The sequence below is a fragment of the Olleya sp. Ti.3.14 genome (assembly GCF_038154885.1).
Lineage (GTDB): Bacteria > Bacteroidota > Bacteroidia > Flavobacteriales > Flavobacteriaceae > Olleya.
On sequence record NZ_JBAKAO010000009.1, the window covers coordinates 127,022 to 150,296 of the forward strand.

The window sequence follows — 23,275 nt, forward strand, 5'->3', positions numbered from 1 at the left end:
ATGAAGATAATAAAATATTATGTATTAGTCTTAGCTAGTTTTCTCATTATCTCTTGTAATAATGGTAATGAGAAAAACTTAGCTTTAAATACGACTACGACCTCTAAAAATTCGGATATCGAAACTAAAGTATCAGATTTGCTAGCAAAGATGACTTTAGAAGAAAAAATAGGTCAAATGAACCAGTATAATGGGTTTTGGGATGTAACAGGTCCTGTCCCTGAAAATGGAGACCAAGCTAAAAAATACGAACATTTAAGAAAAGGATATGTTGGTTCCATGCTTAATGTTAGAGGTGTAAAGGACGTAAGAGCTGTGCAAAAAATAGCAGTAGAAGAAACGCGTTTAGGGATTCCTTTAATCATTGGTTTTGATGTAATTCATGGTTATGAAACATTAAGTCCTATTCCATTAGCAGAATCGGCAAGTTGGGATTTAGAAGCGATTAAAAAATCTTCAGAAGTTGCAGCAAAGGAAGCGTCAGCTGCAGGTATAAACTGGACATTTGCACCAATGGTGGACATTTCTAGAGATGCACGTTGGGGACGCGTTATGGAAGGTGCAGGAGAGGATACTTATTTAGGGTCTAAAATTGCAATTGCTAGAGTTAATGGGTTTCAAAGTGACGACTTATCTTCTCATTTTTCAATTGCAGCATGTGCTAAACACTTTGCAGCTTATGGGTTTGCAGAGGCTGGACGTGATTACAATACTGCAGACATAGGGACTTCCACGTTAAACAATATTATTTTACCGCCTTTTAAAGCTGCCAAAGATGCAGGTGTGAGAACGTTTATGAATTCGTTTAACGAGCTTAACGGTATTCCTGCAACTGGAGACAAACATTTACAACGCGATATTTTAAAAGAAAAATGGGGTTTTGATGGTTTTATGGTTTCAGATTGGGGATCAATTACAGAAATGATTGCTCATGGTTATGCTAAAGATGGTAAACAAGCTGCCCAATTAGCAGTTAATGCAGGTTCTGATATGGACATGGAATCTTATTTGTATGTAGAAGAACTTGCAGGTTTAGTAAACGAAGGTAAAGTAGATATCAAGCTTATTGATGATGCTGTAAGCCGAATTTTACGCGTGAAATTTGAGTTGGGTCTATTTGATGATCCTTATAAATATTTGGATGAAACTAGAGAGAAACAAGTCATTGGAAGCCAGGAAATTCAAGATGCAGTTTTAGATATGGCTAAGAAGTCCATTGTACTACTTAAAAATGAAAACAACCTTTTACCATTAAAAAAAGAAGGTCAAAAAATAGCGGTTATTGGTGCTTTGGCTTCAGATAAAACAAGTCCATTAGGAAGTTGGCGTATAGCTGCTAAGGATAGCACAGCTGTTTCTGTTTTAGAAGGATTAAATCAATATTCAGGAAACACAATTACCTATTCCAAAGGTGCAGATGTCGCTTTAGGTAAAACCGAATTTGCGATTGAAGTAAACATAAACACCACTGATAAAAGTGAGTTTGATGCAGCTATTAAAAACGCTAAACAAGCAGATGTGGTAATTATGGTTTTAGGAGAACATGGTTATCAAAGTGGTGAAGGTAGAAGTCGTACAGATTTAGGCTTACCAGGTGTCCAACAACAGTTACTTGAAGCGGTTTACAAAGTTAACAAAAACATAGTTTTAGTTTTAAACAATGGAAGACCTTTAACTATTACTTGGGCAGATGATAATATTCCTGCAATTGTAGAGGCATGGCAATTAGGTACACAAAGTGGTAACGCTATCGCTCAAGTATTATATGGCGATTATAATCCCAGTGGTAAATTACCAATGACTTTTCCTAGACACGTTGGTCAAGTTCCAATTTATTACAATTACAAAAGTACAGGTAGGCCTACTTTACCAGGTAAGGACGTGGTATTTTGGTCACATTATCAAGACGAAACAAATGATCCATTATATGTTTTTGGACATGGTTTAAGTTATACGACGTTTAAGTATAGTAATTTAAAAATTAGTAATACCTTTTCTGATGATGAAACCATAAAAGTTTCTGTAGACTTAACTAATACAGGTAAATTTAAGGGTAAAGAGGTCGTACAGCTATATTTAAAGGATTTATTTGCTAGCGTAACAAGACCAATTAAAGAATTAAAAGGGTTTGAATTAGTTGAATTAAATCCAAATGAAACCAAAACTATTCAATTAATTTTGACTAAAGCAGAGCTTGGTTTTTACAATAATCAAGGTGAGTTTAACGTCGAAACTGGAGATTTTGAAGTCTATATTGGAGGAAGTTCTAAAACTGTTTTAACAGATACATTTAAGTTATGATTAAAGGATTTAAACTAATAGTAGTCGCCTTAATATGCTTTGCTTGTAAAGAAGAACATAAAAATCAAGCTAAGCTAAATAATGATAAACCAGCCTTTAGTTTTATAGATCAATTTGATGGGACGCAATTAAACGATGCTAATTGGAATTATGATTTAGGAGATGGTTGTCCAAACTTATGTGGTTGGGGAAACAACGAAAGACAAATTTATACTAAAGAAAACATTACAGTAAAGGACGGAAAACTAGTAATCAAAGCAACCAAGGATTCGACTGGATATTATTCAGGAAAAATAACAACTAAAGATAAAATTGAGTTTCAGTATGGTACAGTAGAAGTTAGTGCCAAATTGCCAAAAGGATCAGGATTATGGCCTGCATTTTGGATGTTAGGTAATGATATTGATACTAATACTTGGCCAGCTTGCGGTGAAATTGATATTTTAGAATATGTAGGTAAGGCACCACATCAAATTCATACGACGTTACATACGCCTGATAGTTATGGTAAATCTGTTAATACAAAAATCACTACTATAAAAGATATTGAGGAAGGATTTCATAATTATAAAACAAAGTGGACTAAAGACTCTATTTCATTTTATATAGATGATAATTTAGTGTACACCTTTTCACCAGAAATTAAAAACGAAAAAACCTGGCCTTTTGATAAGCCTTTTTACTTAATAATAAACCTTGCAATTGGAGGTAACTTTGGAGGTCCAGAAGTGGATGATTCTATTTTTCCGCAAGAGTTTATTATTGATTATGTAAAGGTTTCAGGTTTAAAATAAAAAAGTAAATATAACTAGCCAAAGTGCAAAGCCATATTACAACAGTAATATGGCTTTTTTGATTAAATAAAAGAAGATTTTTATTAATACTGGTTTCATATAAAAACAATAAAAAAACAAGTCAAAATAGGTGTGATTTAATTTAAATTTAATTATTCGTTAGATTCTAATACTTAGATTTAATTTTTTTAGTAGCTTTAATCACTATAAAATATAGTGTTTAAATGACTGATCAATTAATTTCAGATAAATTAAAAGAAGCGATTCATATTGCGCAATCTATAGCTAAAGAATACTCACATAAACAGTATTCGTCAGCACATTTATTAAAGGCATTACTGCATAAAGACGTTGGAATACTTAAGTATTTAGAAAGCATTGGTCAAGATGGCTATTATGTAGAAGAGTGGGCAGAAGTCCGTTTGGAATCCTTACCTAAAACCTCCAAACCATCGGATAATATTTCTGGCGACGACGCTGTAACAGCAATATTTTATGAAGCAGAAAGTGTTAAGCTTAAAATAAAAACGGAAACATTAAATGAGTTTTGCGTTTTAATAGCTATTTGTACACCAGGTGTTGGTTTTAGTTACGAACAACTAAAAACATTGACGCTAACTCCAAATGAGTTGTTAAGTCATTTTGCAAACTCTGGAAATGTTGATAATTTAATTGCTGACCAAATAGATACAACACAAAAAGCTAATTCAGTCTCAGATAATTCGGTTTTAAACACTTATTGTGTGGATAAAACTTTACATGCTAAAAATGAAAGTTTAGAAAAAATTTCGGGTCGCGACTCGGAAATCAAAATGATTACAGAAATTTTAGGAAGACGCTCTAAGCCAAACGTTTTGGTTTTAGGTGATCCAGGAGTAGGTAAAACCGTATTATTAAATGGATTAACATATGCGACTTTAAATGATGCCATTCCAGAACACCTTAAAAATGCTAAGGTGTTTGAATTAGATTTTATTCATTTAGTATCTGGAGCAGGTTATAAAGGAGAAATTGAAGACAGACTTAAAAAGGTAATAGCAGCAGTAAAAGCACATGATAAGCCCATTTTGTTAATAGATGAAATTAACAATCTTACAGATAAAAATTCTGGAAATCAAGGATTAGCAAATATTTTAAAAGCAGAATTGGTTAAAGGAGATTTAACCATTATTGGAACCGCAACAAACGATGCCTTTAGAAAGCATATAGAAACAGACGAAGGTTTATCTAGACAATTTGAAGTAGTTAGACTACATGAACCATCAGAAGAGGAAGCGTTGCGTATGATTGTTAATACCATTAATTACTACACAGATCATCACCAATTAAATATTGAAAAAGACAGTATAAGTGAAGCAATAAGACTAGCAAAACGTTATAATAAAGAAAGAAGCCTACCAGATTCTGCAATAGACTTAATAGATCGCACAATGTCTGCAATCAAGTTTATGGTACAAACATCTAAAGCAGAAATTGAAGTTTTAAAAGGTCAATTGGAAACCTTAAAGACAAGTACATTAAAAGAGGAAGATTTATTGTTAGAGCAATCTTGGTTTTATCTACAAATGAAAAATAAGCTTAGCTATTTATTATTTGATGAAATTCCAGAAGCATTAACTTATCAAAACATTAAAACCTCTAAAGAAGGCTTTAAACTATTAGAAAAGATTTTAAAAACTTTAGAAAAATTAGCTAGTAAGAAAAAAGATAGTGTCTCTAAAGAAGATGTTGCCTCTACAATAGCAAACAAAACCGGGATTCCGACCGGTAAATTGCAATCCGATGAAAAGGAACGTTTACTTAATATGGAAGACGTATTAAGACAACGCGTAATTGGTCAAGATCACGCAGTTAAGGTTATAACAGAAGCGGTTTTAGAGTCGCGCTCTGGACTAAGTAAACCAGGATTACCCATTGGCTCATTTTTCTTTTCAGGACCAACAGGAACAGGTAAAACTGAATTAGCAAAAGCATTAGCAGAGTTTTTGTTTCAAACCGAAACTAATATCATAAGATTTGATATGTCAGAATTTAAAGAAGAGCATTCTGCTGCCTTATTATATGGTGCACCTCCAGGATATGTAGGCTATGAAGAAGGAGGTTTGCTAGTTAACAAAATTAGACAAAAGCCCTATTCTATTGTGTTATTTGACGAGATTGAAAAAGCACATCCTTCTGTATTTGATATTTTTCTTCAAATTTTAGATGAAGGAAAATTACATGACAGACTTGGTAAAGAAGGCGATTTTTCTAACGCAGTAATATTATTTACTTCAAATATTGGAAGTAACCACATTGTAGAAACTTTTGGTAAAGGTATAATCCCTAAATCAAGTGATTTATTAGAAATGATGGGTAACCATTTTAGACCAGAATTTTTAGGACGATTGACAGAAATAATTCCATTTTCTCCAATAACAGAGGATAATGTAGCTAAGATCTTCAAAATTCAGCTTAAAGATTTATATAAAGCATTAGCCAAACAAGATATTAGTTTAGAGCTTTCAGAAAAAGCAATAACCGTTTTAGCTAAAAAAGGATTTACCCCAAAATATGGAGCTAGACCGTTAAGAGGAGTAATAAGAAATGATTTAAGGTCACCACTTTCTAAGCTATTAATTTCAGGAAAGATTAAAAAAGGGACAAAAATTATGCTAGATATCGATAAAAATGAACAGTTAAAGTGGAAATATTAATAAGTGTATTTTTTCGTTCAAAAAAAGTATTATATTTATAAAACATACATTAATAAAAAAAGCGCGTAGTTATGAGTCAAACATATGGACTTGGTGGTACAGAAGTACAAACAGATGCTAATGAAGCCATTCAGGAAATACCACAAAACAGAACTTTGTTAGTTGAAAAACTTACAGATTCGCAACCTATCAAACCAGAAGTTGTTAAAGGTTTAAAAACCGTTGATGAAGTTTTTGAACATTTTAAACCTGAAATAGATGTTGACTTTGAAGATGAAGATGGCGTTGGAAAAAAAGAAACTTTAAACTTTAATCACCTTGGTGATTTTGGAGCAAAAGGAATTACTAGACAAAGTAAGTTTTTAAAAGATTTAAATACTGAAAAAGATCAGTATGTAAAGATAATTAAGCAATTAAAAACTAATAAAATTTTAAAAGCTGCATTGTCTGATGCTGAAGCAAAAGCTGCTTTATTAGAATCTATTCGTGCATTAATAACCGAAATTGAAGAAAACAAATAATTATGGCTGAATCTAAAAAAGCACAACAGTTTAGTCCAGTAGAGAATCCTGCTAAACACTTAGAACAAAATAATGAAAAATTAGCTAAATATGGTGGGTTTGATTTATTAGAGGCATGTGTAGAAGGTGTTCAAAACATGAACCCAAGTCGTAAAGCAAGAAAAAAAATCTTTTTAACTGAGAATGCTAAAAAAGAGGACAGAGATACCTTAAAGAAAACCCTAGAGATATGGGCAAATGCGTTATCACAGTCAGATAATATTACAGATATTGTAGAAGACTCAGAAAAACGTTCACAAATAGCTAGAACATCATTAGAAAAAAATCTAGGTAAGGCAGTTAGTGCGACTAGAGACCTGGAGCGCTCATACAGATCAGTAGCATTGTTTTACAAAAATACTGAGTCAGATAAGCTTAAAAATATATCAATAGTTAATGCTGAGTTAGATCAGGTTAAAGATTTAGATAATACTAGATTTATTGATGCAGTAGCTGAGGAGTTGAATGCATCTTATGATCGTCTAGACTTACGTGAAAACTATGGGTTATTAGTTATACCTGGTTATTTAGGGTCAAATAAAGTAGTTGAAAAATGGGCTAAAATTGCTTACGAAAATAAAGTAATGTTAGTAACAGATTTTGCACACTTGGATGAGCCAGATGATGTTATGGAAATGTTTGAAGCAGCCAACTTAACTGGAGGAGACAAATATAGATCTAACGTTATAATGTCTTGTAACTGGTTAGTAGGTAGAGGTAAACATGATGAGGTAGGAGAAGAGGACGATTTATTTGTACCGCCTTCTGGTGCTTTAGCAGGTAAAATTTATAACACATTAATGTCTCAGGTTACAGCTGGTAAAAAACATGGTGGGATTAATGAGATTGATGGTGTAAGATTTGACTTAAAGAAAAGTGAAATTGCACAGTTAGAAAAGTTAGGTTTAGTACCAATGGTTAACGAGTATGGTAAAGTTATGGCGTTTTCTGCTAAGACTTTATTTAATGGCGATAATCTTGGATTACAAACATATTCTGTAGTTAGAGTATTTGATTATGTAACTAAAGTATTGATGGACTTTTTAAACCGTCGTGCTTTTGAAAACTTTAATGCTAAAACCAGAAAAGAATTAATGGGACAGATTGTTAAGTTTTTAGATAACATAACTGGTCCAGATAAATTAATTGAAGATTTTTCTATTAAAAGATTTGAACAAGATCCAAATCAAAAAGATCGTGTTTATTTAGACGTACACATGAAACCGTATTTTCCAGCTAAAAACTTTTTAATAAAAATGGATGGTCAAAAAGGAGATAATGGAAACGAGTGGGACGCAGAGTATGAGCAAGAAAAAAAATAATTGATTAGTATTTATAAATAAAAAAGGGTTTGAAATTTTTCAAACCCTTTTTTATTACTCAAGTATTTTATATTAATTAGATCTAGAATTTAAAAGCGCATTGTGACGTTGCAAATCTTTATATTCATCTAAACACTTATCTAATAGTTCTTTATATTCCTTAATTTTTTCTTCAGCATCTCTTAATTCATGTAAATTCTTTTTTGTGTTCTGAAGTTCAACCTGTAAATCCACAATTCTTGTGTACATATCATACCTAAAGGTAGAATCTTTAGTAGGTATAGATTTTTGCATATCTACCAACTTACTACTAATTAATGAGTTGTTAAATGTACGATTAGAACCTGCTACTTCTAGTGAATCAAAAAGGCTTTTAACTTCAAACATCTCTTTAGAAAATTTACTTTGAAAATCCATTTCTTTTTTAACCATTTTGGACTGTTCCTTTAACAAGGCATTTTCTTTAGCCGGAACTTTAAAATTAAAGAATATAGCAGTAATTATGGTTCCTGTAGTTAATAAAAAAAGGAGCAAAAATTTTAGAAAGCTATTTCTTCTATCTTTAGTATTTTTTGGTTTCATATGTTTTTATCAAGTAAGTGATTACGTAGTATACAAATATAGTAAATGATTTAAAAAAAGGTGTAGTTAATATTTAAATCCAAACTACAGTTTCAGTATTAAGCATTTTTTTATTACTGTTTCATTTTAGTGTTAAGCGTATCTAAAAAATCCTAGTGAAATCTAACTCTATTTTTTAGATGTTTTTTTTGTATTCAAATTATAAGAAATTTTACATGTTCCATTTCGTGTAATTAAATTTATTTCTTTTTTAGTGCTTATAAAATTGGTGTTATAGCAGTTGTTTACCATTACACTAATTAAATTTTATAATATGAGTTTGGCGCAGAACTTAAAATTTAATGAGTTGTTGAGGTAATTGAGTTTCCATTAGCAATATCTTCTTCTGCAAAGTCAGCTATAGCTTTTATAGTGTATTCATCTAAAGGAGTTACTAATAATGGAAGCATTAATGCGACGCCATTAAAAGCCATTCCGTCTGAAAATCCTTTGGCTTTTGTTCCCCACATTGCTTGTGATCTTGCTGCTTGAGCATTGCCACGATGATTGGCAGTAACTATATTACCTTTATTTTGAGTTTTTGTTCTAGGTAAAATCTCGCCACTACCTTTTCTTCTCATATTTCGTACAGCTTCTGCTCCAGATTTTGTTTTAGACATTTCTTTTGCAATAGCCTCTCGCGCAGCTTGTTGTTCGGCTTTAGTTCCTTCAACATTCATCATACGTTCTATGTATGCATCGTTTTGATTTATTCTGTATAGCTCTACAGATCTATCAAATGTTTCTCCAGCAGGTTTACCAAGAGCTGTAGGATTATAATCATCGTCTAAAGTGTCATAATTAAATTCAAACCATTCTGGCTGTTCAGTGCTTTCTTGAGTGTCAATAAGTCGGTCATAAGTCGTATCACCCGTGTCACTTTTAAACCAATTTCTCATTCCTTTTTTTTCACCGTAAGATAATGGTGCGTATACTAAATAAGCTCCAACCACTCCAGTAAGTGCTTCTTTACCAACAGCAAATAAGCCAGATCCTGTTGCACCCAACATTGAAGAGCCTCCTGCAAAAGCACCTATTCCGGTTGATGCACCAGTATAACCTAGAGCAGTACCAAACATAAATGAGATAACTCCTGATAATGCAACTTCACCACGATTTGCCCATGCTATTCTATTAGCTGCAGAATTTGCAGCAGATGGACTTATAAATGGTTGTATTATACCACCAGCTCCACACGTGATAAAAGAAGTCTGTGTAACAGCTTCAATTTGATTAAATTTAACTGTTTGATGTGGGTTTTGCCAAGCAGTTAGTAGTGTGTTGCATTTTGTGCTATTGGATTTTGCAGCACTATAAGTATAGGCAACAGCAGCAACAGCACAGGCGCCAATTATAATTGCGCCAACGCCTAATGTGCAAACACTAAACGCTACAGCAGCTGCAATAGCAATACCAGCGACTAAGCCTGCAAAAAAACCTGATTTTACAGCTGGTCCTTGCCATTTTTGTTGACAAGGAAAATCATTCATCAAAACTAAATCTACCTTGGTTAATAACACAGCATCTTTTTTAGAATTTATTACAGATAATTCTCTAGCACCACCATCAGCTAATAATTTTCCTTTGGTAGGACTCATTTGCATTGTACATACTGCAAAAGTTTTTTGTGGTAAATAACTGCTCATTTTAATTAATTTTTAGTTTCAAAAATCAGTTTATAATCTCCTGAATCATTGATTGATATTTTTTTTGCTTTGTCAATATCTAAATTATAAAAAGAAATATAAGCATTAATGAATTTATTAAAAACACCTTCATGGTCTTGATCTCTACTAATAATCTTAATACTATTTTCCTTTTCTGTTACAAATTCAATTATTTTAAAGCGATTTTTTTTATTTATATCATCGTTGCTTTTAATAATTGTTTTTTTTATGTTATTTGGGTTAATCTCATAGAGTTTTTTTTCATTTCTTTTGATTATAATTTTTTCGTTAAAAGAAATAATAACAGTTTTAAAAAATAAAAGGTTTATAGTAAAAAACAAGATTATCATTAGTGGTATACCAATTAATGAAAGCGTCAATAACTGTGACACTAATGACATGTTATTTGCATTATCAGGTAAAAAATAATTACTTAAAAATAATCCCGGAATTATAATAATTACGACTAATAGTAAAGCAAATACGACCCACATTTTGTAAAATTTTTCTACTAAAAAAGCTTTAAATTTAAATGTCATATTATTCGTCATTTATAGTTTCTTTAAATTGAATTTACATGTGTTTTGTATATTGTGTTCAATATCTTCAATGATAGTTAAATCAGCATCATTTATAATTCTGGTGTTTTTATCAACACTATACCTTGTTCTGAAGGTGAGTTTATATTCCGTAAAACTATATTTAATTAATGGTTTATGAAGGATATTGTATTGTTCTTCAATTTCTTTCAATAATTTTTCATTTAATATACTATCAGCAACCTTTCTAATTGTTGTAAAATTATCATTATCCTCTATCACATCATACCTAATGGTCATAGGGACTTTAACTCTAGGAAATAATTGAGAGGTGTAAATATATTCTTCAGGAGCAATATTTGATAGGTTAGGAGCTGTTATATGTTTGTCAAATAATATCATATATAACAAGTCTCTTTGATAGTCAAGCTCCATAAGGTTATTTGAAGTTGAAAATTGCTGATCTCCTTCTTTTAAAATTTGATCATATTGTGACTTATTATCTTTTTTTAAACTTTTAATAAAGTCAATGGTTTTTAGATCTTTTTTTTTAAATTCTGACCAATTTTGAAATAACTCTTCTTTATTTGAAATGTTACTTAATCTGCCATTTTTATCTAAATTAAATTTGACATTATTACGAATATATTCTGTAGCAGAAACAAATTCGTAAACCTTATTCATAACAGGAGGTTTAAAATCATAATATAAATCCGAAAGGCGTACAGAAGCATTGTTACCAGACTTATTTAAAATGATTTCATATTGTTTTTTAAGTTCAGAATGACTTCTTATCTCATCTTCAATTTTAGTAGAGTTGATTTGAACAGCTCTATATTTATTAGATAGTATTTTGGAATCTTGAGTTGTATTAATAATCTCAGATGATTTTTTTTGATCATTATCGTCATACAATAAAAAACTTTTTCTTTTTCTTCTTTCGGGAGTATTCATTGTTCAATTTTGAATTAATTTATATCGACTTTACTACCTGTAATTTTGGCATTATCATTTAATAAAACTTGACTACCTTTAGAGCGACTATCTAAACTTTCTGATCCATTAATCAAAATGTTTTTTCCATTTAAAACAATATTCCCATCCTCATTTAGTATAATTGAGCTTTTACCAACTATTATTTGAAATTGCTTTTTACCCTCAAATATTATATTTCCTTCGTTATCCATTATCATTATAGCAGAGTTGTCTCCAATTTTTATTTCAAACTTATCATTTGCCTGATTGATTATTGTACCGGAACCATCAAGTTTTATTCCCGCTGTTCCAGAATCGGTAATTGTTGTTGATCCTTCATTATCATTAAAAACCATTTTGTTTCCACTTCTAGATTGTAGTGCTTTAATATCATTATTAGCATTTTGAAAAGCGCCTGCTTTTCCAGAACCATTATATAAACTACCCATCATATAAGGTTGTTCTGCATTACCGCCTTCAAAACCTATTAAAACTTCTTCTCCTGTTTCTGGTATAAAATGAAACCCTTTGTCTCCTCCTGCATGCGGTGTTACGATACGTATCCAAGGAGTCATCTCTCCAATTATTTTTTGCCAAGGGAATTGTACACGTATTCTGCCTAAACCATCAGGATCTGCGTTTTCCATAACATAAGCAGTCTGTGTTTCGCTTTTAGGAAAAGCATTGATGTTGGTGTTTGGATAGGCATCAAAATCTGCAGTAATGGCTTCAAAACGGTTTTGATAGTCTCCGTTTTCGTTATTGGTGTGTGTGACGTTTGTAATTCTGTAATTAGAACCATCTACCTTTATCACGCTACCTAAAGTAACACCAGGATTATCACTAACTCCATTAAGTTGTACTTGTTTAATCTCGATAGCCTTTTTTTGTGCTTCGATACTGCTGTCTAAGCGTTGTTTAGATTTAGGATCGTTATATAGATTGTGCCATACTTTGGTTTCTTTATTAAAAATGGTATTTGCTTTATTAGTTACAAAACCACTATATCCATTAACGCCAGAGGTGACTTCTTTAGCATCTTTTTCGTGTATTTGATCTAACAAATAATCGTTAGAAAAATATTTGTAGTTATGCGATTGTGGTAAAAGGCTTAAGTGGTATTCTTTTAAATCAAAACCATAGGTAAGAGTTAGTTCCTTGTTGTCAGGTGTTCCAAATACTAATTGCGATCCATTGTAATAAAACCATTCGCCATATTGTGCTGCTAGCCTACTAGCATAATCATAAGCACTTTCGTTATGTTGTACAGAGTAGTGTAGGGTAGGGTTGTTTTTTGGTTGTACTAGGACTTCTAGTTTAGACTTGTCATAGTCGTTAAAAGTTTTTTCAATAATTTCAGACAAAGAGACGTCGTTATGCGAGGCGTAATGTGGACCATCATCTGCAAGAAAACTTGGGCTTTGAGCTTTAATCACGACACTGTCTCCAGAGCTTGCTTCATGACCTTTTATGGTTTTTACTTGTGTGACAACGCCTTTAAATTCTAATTCTTTATAACCACCAAAAGCATCTAAAGATCGGGTTTGTATGGTTAGTGTTTCGCCTAAAAAGTTTTTACTAGACTCGCCAAGAGATAAGGATAAATCTTCCAACACGTCCATACGACAAACCAGCTCTAGCATATGGTGTGCGTCTATTTGTTGGTGCAAGGTAATTCTTTTAAATACTGGTATTTCTAGTCCTCCTATAAAAAGCGTTGTTGTGGTTTGCAGTGCCATGTTGGTTTATTTTATCGTGTTGTTAGTAAAATTAATAGTTTACATTGAGGTTTCATAATTTATACTTTGTATATTATTTTTTTTATTTAGGATTATTTTGTCTTAATTGAATAAAAAAGTCTTTGTTTATATCGTTAATTTTAATTTCGCCAAAGTCTTTCTTGGTCCATATTTTAGTTTCTTTTACAGGACTGTTATCTTCCTAGTTATTTTATTCTGTTGTTAATTCTCTAATAATAAGTGATGCATTTTACAGCTAACTATTCTGTTTCTGTTACTTTTGTTTTATGGACATAACCTTTTTGGTTTTCATTAGTTTTAACCAACATCCAATCGCCATCTTTTGTTATTACTTCTAGGTTATCACCAGTTTTTATTTGTTGTATTATTTCTGATTTTGAATTAGGTGATTTTCTAAGGTTTGTGTAACCATCTTTGTCTATTACCTGGACTAATACTATTTTTTTATCTAGCGTATAAATTACTGTCACATATTCTTTCAATTTAGCATAGTCGAAATAATTTTGATCGACTAAAATTTTTAGAAAATTACTGTTATTGTTTAAATAAGAATCAATACTACCTGTTATTCCTGATTTTGCTAATTCGTTTAATAAAAATGCTATAGATTTTTCAGGACTATTATATAAAGCTTGATTTTTATTTATTTTATCGATTATTTTAGGTAATGCATAATAAAAATCTTCATTAACGACGTCAGAGAATGAAGATGATTCTTGACCATTATAGGCTATTTCTCTAATTTTGTTAATCATCTCAGTTCTTAAAAAATATTTAGAATCTTTAAATTGGAATATTAATTCTTGTATTTCAATTTTACTATTAAAATCGATTGTATGGAATACAAATTGTAAAAGATCATTATCGTGAGTATTTCCGTAAGTTGTTACTACTTCTTTTAGAAGTAATGAATTATTGTCTTTTAGCCAAACAAAAGATTTTTCTGAATTATAAAAAATATATTGGTTGTAATTATATAATAATTCACCACTTATTGGTTGCATACCATCACTTTCTACATAAATTATATTTAATGGTTTAATTGCAATTTCGGGCATTAAGCTGGGTTGCAAAACCAAAATATTGTTGTCATAATTAGACGTGTCAAAGTTATAGTATTCGCTAATTTTTTGATTAAATAATTTTGTGCTCGGATATTTATAAGTAAAGGAATCTATTGCAATTTTAATATCTTTTTGGTTTGATCCTATAGTAGTGTCGAAGTCAATATTTACCTCTCCTTCACTAAATTTGTTATATGGAGGTTGGTTGGTGTTTTTCATGTTTTTGTTATCATTTGTTTGCGAGTTGCAAGCAAAAAAAAATGAAGTTATTAGCGCTAATATTAAGTGTTGTCTTTTCATTATTTAAATATTATTAATATACTAATCTATTTTTTAGTTCTATTATTTAATTGACCTAGTACTATTAATGAATATGAATAAGTGGTAATAGAGATAATTAAATTTAATGTTAGTTTCAATCTTTATATTTTCTGAAAACTTTTGTTTCATTTTGAAGCAGTATGCTTTCTTTACAAAAAATTAAAAGTTGAAGTTTAAAGAATGTGATTAGTTAATATTTGATAAATTTTTATCATGTCATTGTATTTAAAATTATGAGATCTGTATTTATCTTGTTAACTTCTAAAGTATTAATAAGGCAGTTTAGCGTATTACATTATTAAAGGTTCTATTTAATCTCATTTAATTTTGATTGTAGTAAAATGGAACGATCCTTATTTCCAGATGCTATTATGTAGTGATTAATATTTTCATAAACAGACAGATTACTTTTAGTCACGGGAAAACAATATAGATAATTATCTAATAAATAGCTTAATCCATAAGTAGAGTCGTCTTTATTGTTAAAACCATTTTTGAGTTTAAATTCATAACTTTCAAGACTTTGTAGTGCATCACACTTATACACCTCTTTGGATAGTACATAATTTTCATTAAAAGTATATACTTGTTTTTTGTGGATTGTAATAGGATAATTTAATCCAGTTTCAGACTCGTAGTAATTTTCTGTTAAATCTACATCTATGTTTTGAGAGGTAATTGTTGAGTTTTTATATGTTTTAGCACTTCCTTCTCCTCCAAAAGTACCTTTTACTATTATATCTTTGATATGTTTTCCTTTAACATCAAAACAGCTTAAAATTATCATATCTTTTGCAAAACTTTCACCTTCACCATATAAGTTGAAACTGTATATTAGATTAAAACTTTGTTTGTTTTTAAATGCTCCCAAACATTTTAAATCTTTAAGAGTATAATAGTCATTCTCTTTTTCAAAATAGAAATAATCATTAGAGACAGTTTTATAATTTGAAAGCGCCTCTGTGGATAAGGGTAGAATTAAATTAGTTTGCTTTTTAAATAAATCAAAAAAGGATTCATTATTACTATTTTGATTATAAGCAGCATATGTGTCATTATTAGCACTTTTACATAAATTTAAACTGTAAGCTTTTAAATTAATTTGAAGATCTTTCGTTTGATCTTCAATTTTATAACTATCATTATTTTTTAATGTAATCTGACTTGTTTTATTGGGATCACACTTAAAAATATAGGTCTCTGTATATTCATCTGATAAAACTTCATTAATAATCATTTGAACTTTAAATTCTGCTTCAAAAAAATTATTATTTTTTGTAACGTTTAGTTGTTTGTATTTCATTGCGCATCCAGATCCACAACTTATTACAAAATCATTATACTGCTTATTATCTGTAGTTATGGATAATGTAGTAGGTTTTTGGTCTGGGGTTTCTATATTATTTTTTGTATCTCCTTTACAGCCTATAAATAAAAGGAGGAAAATAAATATTAAAAAGATATTACTTATTCTCATTTTTTGATTGTATTAATGCGTTTTTAATTTGTTCTGGTAAAATGTGAGCTTTATTAAGTCTATCTCCTGCGTAATAAGATTCTCCTCCTGTGGCAGTTCTTCCATTGCTTATAGGTCTTCCTGTTTCAATACCTATTGAAGCCCATTCTCTAGCTGCTTGCCACATACCATCTCCAATTAATCCATCTTCTTCTAGAGATTTAAACAGGCTTATATTATCATATTTTTTATCGACATAAAAAACATGGTAATTCTTATATATTATGTTAGAATTACATTCTGCTATAATTTTTTAGTAATCAGTTTGATTTATGACAAATGATTTTTTTATTTAGGATTATTTTGTCTTAATTGAATAAAAAAGTCTTTGTTTATATCGTTAATTTTAATTTCGCCAAAGTCTTTCTTGGTCCATATTTTAGTTTCTTTTACAGGACTGTTATCGTCTTGAATGTATTCTTCTCCATATTTGTGAAGATATAGTTCATTATTTTTTTTATTGAATTTAAAGGTTGTGTATGCGTATACTAAGTATTTATTGCAAAAGGTCTGTTCTATTGTGAAATACTCATTTTTGAATACAATATTTTGAAACCCTTCGGAAAAACAATTTTCGGGTGCCTTGAAAATTAGATTTGTATTTTCTTTCCATTGCATATATCCATCATGACTTCCTTTTTTTAATATGATTTTTGATTCATAATGGTTGATGGTGTCATTATATAATTTGTTTTTTAATGCTATTATGGAATCTTGAATACCATCCATATTTAAATCATGAGTTTTGGCAAAAAATGCTGGCCCATAAAGTTGGATATTATTCTTTTTTAAAAGGTCTATGATACTTGACGCCTTATTAAAGTCAAAATTATTTTTGAAAAACACTTCATTAAGTATTAGATTATTATCTGTGGTATGATCTAGATTTTTAAAATCATTAGACCTGTAGTGCTTAACAGATACTGAGTCTAGTAATGGAAGCTCATTACTTAAAGCAATTATTCTATTATTAGGAAATATTATAATCTCCATTTCATAATCACCTAATATTGTTTTTGGAGCAATTTGAAATGTTTTATTATAATCGACCTTTAAGTTTAAACTACTATTGATTACATCGCTAAAATGTGTTTTACTAGGGATTTTATAATCATCATGAATGTCAGTAATTAACTGGGCTATTCTTTTATAGTACTGTTCTATTTTGGAGGTACTCCAATCGTTCATAATATAGTGTTGATCAGAATCTTCTAATTCAAAATTGTAATCTTCTATTTTTTTATCCTGTCCTTTGCATGAAAAAAGTAGTGAAAGGAAAACCAATGTATATAAAGAGTGTTTTATCATTTTTTTTTTAATTAAATCCAATGTGAAAGTGATTTTGGTGTACACTGTATGCTGCATTTTTTGTGTTTGTAAAAGCCTTATAACTATAGTTATTTGTAAAATCCCATTCTACTGCTAAAGCGAATATTTTAGTCATGACTTCGTCTAATTTAGATTCGCTTCCAAGAACGTCTCGAGCATAGGTCCATAATTGTTGACCTGCAGCATTTGTACATCCAGGATAACGTATATCTATATCTTTTCCAGTTTTATGAGTGCTATGACCTAAATCCGTAACTCCGTCGTCGGAGGATATATCATTATAGTATAACGTTCTTGTAGTAACCTCTTTATTTACAGAGTAAAAGAAACCTAATAAAGCAGAGAAGGCTTCTTCGTTTATCCAATTGTCACCATCTGAGATATTGTTGTCTCTAGTACCATACCTACCCCAATTTAATCCGGAGTCTGGAAATTTTAATAAATTATGTTCATTTTTAGTTGCAGTAAATGTTTGCTCCAATACGCCATCATTGTATAGTTCAAATTTATAATTATTACTGTTAGACGATTTGGTTTTAGAATATGTTTTTTTAGTATAATCTGTTTTATATAGATTAAATTCGCCTAGAACTACTTCATCTTTTGTACATTCATTAACTCTAAATGCTGTTAAAGCTGTTTGAAAATGAGCCCATCTTTCACTATATGAATCTGTATTTAAATTAACTACAGCAGTAATAGAGTCTACAGTAGCTCTAGTTTGTCCTACTTTTAAATGTAAATCTTTCCAATAAAAGTATGCCATAGCAGATAAAACGCCTTCCTTAAAGTTTAAAAGTTTATCTGGATTAGTAACAATATCAAAATCAAACCCTTTTCTCACTAACCTTTCGTTTACATTTCTGTAATTTTCTTTCCATGTAAGTTGAACGATTCCCTTTCCTCTATATTTTGATCCATCACCACTAGCGATATCACCATTTTCATATTTATTAGCATATGCTCTATTAGCTATTGCAATTTCGTTAGCAGCTTGTATTCCTTTATCATTGTAAGCATTTAAATCTTTTCTACCATAAAGATCTGCGTCATTTGGATTGTTTTTAAAATAAGAAAACGGACCTGTTTTAAGAGTTCCACTACTATAATATCCACCTTCTCCAGTAGCTAAGTTACCTTTTACCCAACCAGAACCACTTGTTCGGTCACTATTTTTTAATCTTCTAGCACTATAATTTAAACTTTCAGGTGTTTTTATTGTTAATGATGATCCAGTCTCTTCTCTTGCTTGAGCAAAAAAGTGAACCTTTTTTTCACAAGTATCTATATGGAAGAGTTCTACTCCCTCATTAAATGCTTCAGCTACTTTGGTTAAAGTATCGTCTGTGGCATCTCCAAATATTAAAGCAAGTTCCTCTTTAGTTACTTTTTTACATCGTGGACATTTATTTTCATCTTCTGTATTAACTTCCTCACCAACAGTACTTGGGCTATTTCCATTTTCTGGTGTTGGATCATTACCAATCCCTATTACCTGTAAAGCTTCTTGTATTGCACTATTTATTGAAAATCCAGAAGTATTATCTGACACCTCTAATTGTTGTTCAGAATAGTTATGTAAATTAGATCTGTTAGATTTAACTACAACATAATACTCGTGCGTACTACCTTCAAAAACACCTTTATCCGCATTTACAGCCATATCCAATGTTAATTGCTTTTGTACTTTTACGTTTCCAGTTGTGTTTTCCACAGTAGTTACTGTTTCCCACAATTTAGTGTTTTCATTAATGTCGTGACCATCATCTGACATGGTATCCCTTTCCCATAAACTAACAGTTAAATCTTCACCTATCATATTGACGGTTTCAATAGAAATGGTAATTGTCTGTCCATATTGAGGTGTACTGCTAAATTTGTCCCCTTTATAATCTAACATTGTAATGGTAGTAATACTTGGAGGTCCTTGAAGTGGTCTTACATTAACCGTAGATGGTCCAGATAATTCGGGATTAAATAAATAGCCTTCTACCTTATAATCATGATTAGCAGAAACTTCTCCAAAAGTAAAGGTGGCTATAGGTCCATTTTTAATAATTGATGTTGTAGTATATTGACCAGAATTTCTTTTTTTAAACAACTCCCATTTTACATTAGCTTTTAAAGCATCAGGTGTCCCAGAATGCCATTCGGTTACTGTATAAATAGCAGGTTGTCCAATTCTTGGAGCTGTTGGACCGCTAATTGTTTTTACACCTTTTTTTGCCATAATTATATTACTTAATATGCATCTGGTTGATTATCTTCTACAATATCATTAGTGTCTGTTAAAGGGTCTAATTCTTCTTGTACATCTTGGTCTGCATTATTAACATTACTTTTGCTTAAACTTGCACTTTGACCATGTGTCATTATTGTAATTTTACCTCCAACGGAACACATAAGTTCTGAGCCTTCAATAACACATTTTTTACCTAAAACAGTAACTTTATCGTATGTTTTTGTCCATTTTCCTGCAGGAGCAAAAGCACATGGATTTTTTCTGTTTAAAGCACATGGACCAAATGAGTTTGAAGGTGGTGTAAATTGTACATCGTCTTCTGTTACTGCTAAAAAATCGGGACTATTACCACTATCATTCCAATAATGTTTAGTGTGACTTGACACTTTAAAACTAGGGAAGGTAGTGCCTTGATTACACATAGCTTTTCCTTTTTGAATTACAAAATGTTTTCCGGTACTCATAATAATTAATTATTAATACGATTAATAGTTAGTATCGTAGTTTTACTTTTATTTGTGGTATAATCGATATGGTATTTAGCTTTGATTTTTGTTGAAAGTCCTTGTTCTAAATTTACATTGTAACTACTGTTTAATGCGCCTTCAATTTTTGGTAATTTTACATAAAAGGGATTGTTGTTAACATCGTTTGGATTTAATAAATCTTTATAACTTCTAGTGTCTTCAACTATTCCATTTTGTAAAATGGTCAACGCATTATTTTTAGTATCATTACTTTCAACTTCTTGAGTTACTTTAATGTTTATTTGATATTTATAATAACTAATATTAAAAACAGTTTTTGATGTTTTATTAAATCTTTGATAGGGTAGTAGTATCGTGTTAAGTACTGGGTCGCTAATAATTGCTTTTTCTAATTGGTTACTTTCTAGTAGTTTTTTGTTAACATTATTAATGTATTTTTCGGCATAGTCACCATTAAAATTTGCCTCTAAATTACTTTTATTATCAAGCCAACGCTTTTTAATTTCGGACATGTTGTTAATACCTACAATATTACCGTGTTTGTTTAATATTAAATCCATTGGGTAATAAGCTTTAGAGCAAAATAAAGCGAGTCGTTGTATTTTGGATTGAGGCTTGTTTGTATTGATGTAAAATTCGTTTTTTGCTACTCTTAAGATTCTTAAATTATCTTTGTTTATTAGATAATTAAGGTCCAATTTATATGTTATTTTGTTTGTTTTTTCTACTACTCCAGTAGTAACCGTTTTGTCAATAGTTACATTATAACTAGCTATTAAATTATCTAGTTTTAGTTTAAAGGGTTTTAAAGGGGATTGGTTTGTTTTATCCTTTTTAATTTCATTATTTAGACTAATTACCTCCTTTAAATCTGGTACATATAATGTGTTTCCTTTTGTTATTTCGAAGTTTTTTAACTGCTCACTTTTTGGACATATAGTATTATGAAAACCCTGTAATTGCCTATAGTTATTTAAGCCAATTCTTTCAGCTAAAGATTTTAAAGAATCGCCTGTTTTTATTTTGTATACTATGTAGTCTTTAGTTTGCATTATACTAATTTATAGGTCATTTTTTTATGAACTTAATATTCTCATTCAATTTAAAAGATTTAATTACTGTTCAAATTCAAAATTCACTTTCTTTTTTTCAATTCCATCGTAGATTACATCACTGTTTTTAATGTAATATAAAATGTCGTTTTTATTATCTATAAATCTATTATATAGTATTAGATCATTGTTTTTACCATCTAAGAATTCTCTAGTTTTATTATAAGTACTATTAAGCTCTTTAGTTTTTTTATAAATGTAAATTGAATAAAGATTGTACTTGTTTTCAATATTTTTTTTGTGGTCATCAATTAGCTTTTGTAGCTTGTTGAAGTATGCTGTATTGTATTCAAAATCACCTTCTAAATAAAAGTAATCTATCCTGTTAAGCATATTGTTTTTTCCAGTAAATTCATAAAAAAAAGGACTTAACGGTTTTATAGTCATCTCTTTATCTTCGATTTGATTATTGTTTCGCATTTTATTATTGCATGAAATTAAAATAAGGACTAAAAAAAATAGTATGTTTTTCATTTACGAACGTTTAGAGTTTCCACTTAAATACACACTTCTATAAAACTCAGTTATAAATGGCTTTGCAGATCTGTAATGCTGAAGTATGTACCAAGCCTTAAAAAAATCTCCAGTATGGTACTGAGGTATCCTATCCTCACCATGTTTAACAATATCATCCCAGTCTAAACCAAAATGATCGTAAAAAGTATATTGTAAAGTGCCAGACCATAATCCAGTGCAGGAATTATGACTGTAATTTTTTAATTCGGCTTTTACACTCCAAACCTGATGCACAGTAATACCAAGTCCTGACACCTTGTCCCAAAATGATGAGAAGTTTAATAAACTCATTGGTATGGTGGATATATTGGAAGGATTATAGGAGGCATTTTTTAATTCAGTATTTAGTGTTTTTAAAAAATCATTGTGATAGGATACAAAAGCAGAGTTATTTGCAATTTCTTTATCTAAAATTTCATTTTTATAAGTACCACCAATACCTTGTATAAAGTGATTAGCCATATCTAATGCAAGAGTTTCCATTTTTCCTATTGATAATGAACTCATTAAAGTATTTAAGCAAAGTCCTAGGTTATAATCACTTTGACCAAAAACAGGGTCTTGTTTTATAGATGCTGATCTAAGAGGCTTATCGGCATAATACATGTCCTCAGCTTTGGTGCCATCAAAATTATATCCAGGGTCACGTCGTGCTTTACCAATAGCAACTTGGTTTACTCTAGTTATTTTACAATCCTCATTATCACCATAGCTAACACCATTTTCCGCCCCAATTTCTTCTACGGTTGAACTGGCAGAGAAGGATACGTTACTTTCTGTTGCATAAAAATTATGATCATTTTCTGTTGTTGTGATTATACTACCATTTACAATACGTTGTCGCATAGCTTAAAAATTATTTCCTTTTTCGCCACTATTATTCTGTATTTGTCCTTTTGCGTTTTTGGTTATATTACCATTGTTGCTAGTAATTTTTATTTGGGAAGCAGATTCTTCTCTTCCCTTGACAACTTCAGACGTTAAATCTCCTTGTATAAACTCCATTAAGTTACCCATAACCATCATATTTGCATTGGCCCCAACTGTAGTGGATTTCATCATTCCAGTGTTTTCACTAGAATTCATACCAATAGAATCCGTTTTATTCATACCCACAGTTGTAGTCAAATTTTGTTCTACGTTAACAACCATATTTTTGCAGTTAAAAGTCATGGTCTCAGGAGCTGTAATATTTATATTGCTACCTACAGTATCAAAATGAAGCTGGTTACCACTTTTATCTGTTAGAATAATACTTTCGTCCTCCGTGAATTTTAATGTATGACCACTTCTGGTTTTAATGGCTTTAACATTGTTTGAGTTATTTTGAAAAGCGCCTGCTTTTCCAGAACCATTATATAAACTACCCATCATATATGGATGTTCTGCATTACCGCCTTCAAAACCTATTAAGACTTCTTCACCAGTTTCTGGTATAAAATGAAACCCTTT

The 23,275-nt window shown here is 30.5% G+C and carries 20 protein-coding genes; 5 read left to right on the plus strand and 15 right to left on the minus strand.

Translation table 11 applies throughout. From position 1 onward, the window contains the following. The 5 genes from bglX (at nt 1) to V6251_RS12655 (ending at nt 7,673) form a co-directional block, all read left to right on the plus strand. Nucleotides 1-2,301, plus strand: coding sequence for a beta-glucosidase BglX (gene bglX, locus V6251_RS12635; RefSeq protein WP_341588501.1), 2,301 nt, complete (start codon nt 1-3; stop codon nt 2,299-2,301). Next, on the plus strand, nt 2,298-3,095 hold the full coding sequence (locus V6251_RS12640; protein WP_341588502.1) for a glycoside hydrolase family 16 protein: 798 nt from the start codon (nt 2,298-2,300) through the stop codon (nt 3,093-3,095). The genes bglX and V6251_RS12640 overlap by 4 nt, the downstream gene beginning before the upstream one ends. 224 nt (nt 3,096-3,319) lie before the next feature. Then, nucleotides 3,320-5,791 (plus strand): ATP-dependent Clp protease ATP-binding subunit, encoded by a 2,472-nt coding sequence (locus V6251_RS12645; RefSeq protein ID WP_341588503.1) that lies wholly within the window; start codon nt 3,320-3,322, stop codon nt 5,789-5,791. Between the two features lie 71 nt (nt 5,792-5,862). Further along, nucleotides 5,863-6,312 (plus strand): hypothetical protein, encoded by a 450-nt coding sequence (locus V6251_RS12650; RefSeq protein ID WP_339809327.1) that lies wholly within the window; start codon nt 5,863-5,865, stop codon nt 6,310-6,312. A 2-nt stretch (nt 6,313-6,314) separates the two neighbouring features. Next, nucleotides 6,315-7,673, plus strand: a complete 1,359-nt coding sequence (locus V6251_RS12655; protein WP_341588504.1) for a DUF5458 family protein — start codon at nt 6,315-6,317, stop codon at nt 7,671-7,673. A gap of 72 nt (nt 7,674-7,745) precedes the next feature. Here the strand turns inward: V6251_RS12655 and tssO are convergent, their stop codons facing one another. From tssO to V6251_RS12730, 15 genes are all read right to left on the minus strand, one after another. Further along, the gene (gene tssO / locus V6251_RS12660) at nt 7,746-8,255 is read right to left on the minus strand and encodes a type VI secretion system TssO (RefSeq protein ID WP_341588505.1); all 510 of its coding nucleotides are present in this window, start codon (nt 8,253-8,255) and stop codon (nt 7,746-7,748) included. 338 nt (nt 8,256-8,593) lie between these two features. Next, entirely contained in the window at nt 8,594-9,940 is a 1,347-nt protein-coding gene (locus V6251_RS12665) for a hypothetical protein (protein WP_341588506.1), read from the minus strand. 5 nt (nt 9,941-9,945) lie between these two features. Next, nucleotides 9,946-10,500, minus strand: coding sequence for a hypothetical protein (locus V6251_RS12670; protein ID WP_341588507.1), 555 nt, complete (start codon nt 10,498-10,500; stop codon nt 9,946-9,948). Nucleotides 10,501-10,512: 12 nt separating this feature from the next. Next, complete coding sequence (locus tag V6251_RS12675; RefSeq protein ID WP_341588508.1) at nt 10,513-11,454, minus strand: hypothetical protein; 942 nt, start codon at nt 11,452-11,454, stop codon at nt 10,513-10,515. 14 nt (nt 11,455-11,468) lie between these two features. Beyond that, nucleotides 11,469-13,214 carry a type VI secretion system Vgr family protein gene (locus V6251_RS12680; protein WP_341588509.1) on the minus strand — a complete coding sequence of 582 codons (1,746 nt, stop codon included), beginning with the start codon at nt 13,212-13,214 and terminating at the stop codon, nt 11,469-11,471. Between the two features lie 260 nt (nt 13,215-13,474). Next, the gene (locus tag V6251_RS12685) at nt 13,475-14,518 is read right to left on the minus strand and encodes an SH3 domain-containing protein (RefSeq protein WP_341588510.1); all 1,044 of its coding nucleotides are present in this window, start codon (nt 14,516-14,518) and stop codon (nt 13,475-13,477) included. Between the two features lie 409 nt (nt 14,519-14,927). Then, nucleotides 14,928-16,097, minus strand: a complete 1,170-nt coding sequence (locus V6251_RS12690; protein ID WP_341588511.1) for a hypothetical protein — start codon at nt 16,095-16,097, stop codon at nt 14,928-14,930. Further along, nucleotides 16,084-16,263, minus strand: coding sequence for a hypothetical protein (locus V6251_RS12695; protein WP_341588512.1), 180 nt, complete (start codon nt 16,261-16,263; stop codon nt 16,084-16,086). Before V6251_RS12695 ends, V6251_RS12690 begins: the two co-directional genes overlap by 14 nt. Before the next feature lie 161 nt (nt 16,264-16,424). Next, nucleotides 16,425-17,444 carry a hypothetical protein gene (locus V6251_RS12700; protein ID WP_341588513.1) on the minus strand — a complete coding sequence of 340 codons (1,020 nt, stop codon included), beginning with the start codon at nt 17,442-17,444 and terminating at the stop codon, nt 16,425-16,427. Between the two features lie 7 nt (nt 17,445-17,451). After that, nucleotides 17,452-19,695 (minus strand): glycoside hydrolase family 19 protein, encoded by a 2,244-nt coding sequence (locus V6251_RS12705; RefSeq protein ID WP_341588514.1) that lies wholly within the window; start codon nt 19,693-19,695, stop codon nt 17,452-17,454. A gap of 11 nt (nt 19,696-19,706) precedes the next feature. After that, nucleotides 19,707-20,171: a DUF4280 domain-containing protein gene (locus V6251_RS12710; RefSeq protein WP_341588515.1), complete on the minus strand. Its 465-nt coding sequence runs from the start codon at nt 20,169-20,171 to the stop codon at nt 19,707-19,709. Nucleotides 20,172-20,176: 5 nt separating this feature from the next. Next, the gene (locus V6251_RS12715; protein WP_341588516.1) at nt 20,177-21,247 is read right to left on the minus strand and encodes a hypothetical protein; all 1,071 of its coding nucleotides are present in this window, start codon (nt 21,245-21,247) and stop codon (nt 20,177-20,179) included. Nucleotides 21,248-21,310: 63 nt separating this feature from the next. Then, entirely contained in the window at nt 21,311-21,781 is a 471-nt protein-coding gene (locus V6251_RS12720) for a hypothetical protein (protein WP_341588517.1), read from the minus strand. Beyond that, nucleotides 21,782-22,669, minus strand: coding sequence for a DUF3289 family protein (locus tag V6251_RS12725; RefSeq protein WP_341588518.1), 888 nt, complete (start codon nt 22,667-22,669; stop codon nt 21,782-21,784). Between the two features lie 3 nt (nt 22,670-22,672). Further along, on the minus strand, nt 22,673-23,275 hold a 603-nt coding region (locus V6251_RS12730; RefSeq protein WP_341588519.1), incomplete at its 5' end, for a phage baseplate assembly protein V.